Raw genomic sequence first — 1370 nt, 5'->3', positions numbered from 1 at the left:
GCGGTGGGCCCTCGCTTGCCGGGGGCCTCGGGGTCCAGCAGCCAGCGCACGACCATGGCGCGCCCGTCACGGGCGAAGACGGCGTTGTTGGCTCGCCGGGCGATGTCCATGGTGGGGTCGTCGATCCTGTCGGTCTGCGTCTCCATCGCTCGGAGAAGGTCGTCCTCCGCTGTGTCCACGGCGGTCTGGGCCTCGGTGAGCAGGGCGTGCCAGCGCACGAGTTCGGTGGCCTCGCCGTGGGCCTCCGGGGCCGCCGCGACCGCGGCCCTCAGCTCGTCCATGCTCATGTCGAAACGGCGCTCGATCTGTTCGGTGAGAACGTCCACGACATCGTCTGTCCCGTCGGACACAGGGGTTTCCTTTCCAGATGGTGAACCATGGCGGGGATGGAAAATCGGGGCGTCGAATCATCCCGACCCGGCCTCATCGCAGGACTCGCGGTGGCGGGTCGGGAAACGCGCACACCGAATGAGGTTCTTCGAGAACCGGGAATGCGAAGAGATGCGGGCCGGGCGTTCCGTTGCGTTGGCCGCAATCAGAATCCGTGGATTCGCCGGTTTGCCCAACCGGCGGTGCCCGTCTATGTTGTGCGGCTTTCCGGGAAAAGCGCTCAGCGTCCGCGCCCCGCGGAGCGGTGGCCGACTCCCGGAGGAACACCGATCGGCTGCGGGCCCGGTCGGACCGTGGGCCGGAAGGGGGGCAGTGGGGCCGCCTTTCCCGCAAGGGCGTCCCCGCACCATCGGAGGGCTTCGGCGTGGGTGGTGAAGCCACCCTCTCGAAGGGTGTGGGTTCGGGAGGCGGTGTCGACGGTCTCGTGCAGGACGCGGAACGGTGAGGGGCTGTGCTCGTCGAGGGAGCGCAGGATCACGACGGTCGCGGCGTGGTCGGGATCGTCGTCGGTGTAGCTGTCCAGGAGGGCGAAGTGGTTGCCCTCGTACGTGAGGCGGTCTTCCAACGCGCGGGTCGTCTCGTCGGCCGCCGCTGTGCCCGTGTCCGGCGCCAGGCGGATCTTCTCGCGGGGACAGCCGCGGTGGACGAGCCAGGACCGGGCCATGGCGACCAGGGGCAGCGGTGCGTGGGTGAAACCGAAGGTCTTCTCGCGCAGGTCGCGCCACAGGTGGAGGGCTATGAGCTGGGGCTCGCCGGGGGTGCCCCAGGTGGCTGCGGCGTGGTGGAGCAGGTGGTAGCTGGTGCCCTCGGGCGTGTGGTGCTCGGCCAGGGGGATGAGGTCGGCGTGGTCGATGCCGATGGCATCTCGGAACGCCTCTTCCGTCTGCTCGTCGGTGGCCCGGAAGCCGCCTTTCCCGCAAGGGCGTCCCCGCACCATCGGAGGGCTTCGGCGTGGGTGGTGAAGCCACCCTCTCGAAGGG

2 protein-coding genes are annotated in these 1370 nt (G+C 69.6%); both read right to left on the bottom strand.

Annotated elements, in window-relative coordinates; translation table 11 throughout:
• Positions 1-350: hypothetical protein (locus tag FNQ90_RS23285; RefSeq protein ID WP_182608153.1), on the bottom strand; the 350-nt coding region annotated here is incomplete at its 3' end.
• Positions 351-610: 260 nt separating this feature from the next.
• A complete protein-coding gene (locus FNQ90_RS23280) occupies positions 611-1327 on the bottom strand; it encodes a hypothetical protein (RefSeq protein WP_182608152.1) in 717 nt (238 codons plus the stop codon).
• Positions 1328-1370: the final 43 nt, after the last annotated feature.

Source organism: Streptomyces alkaliphilus (assembly GCF_014141535.1).
Lineage (GTDB): Bacteria > Actinomycetota > Actinomycetes > Streptomycetales > Streptomycetaceae > Streptomyces > Streptomyces alkaliphilus.
The sequence above is the reverse complement of the archived record's forward strand: the minus strand, read 5'-3'. Positions and strand labels throughout refer to the sequence as shown.

Bases quoted from the DNA above. Each gene is read 5' to 3' on its own strand.
- FNQ90_RS23280 (WP_182608152.1), bottom strand. From the start codon at position 1,327: ATGGTGCGGGGACGCCCTTGCGGGAAAGGCGGCTTCCGGGCCACCGAC.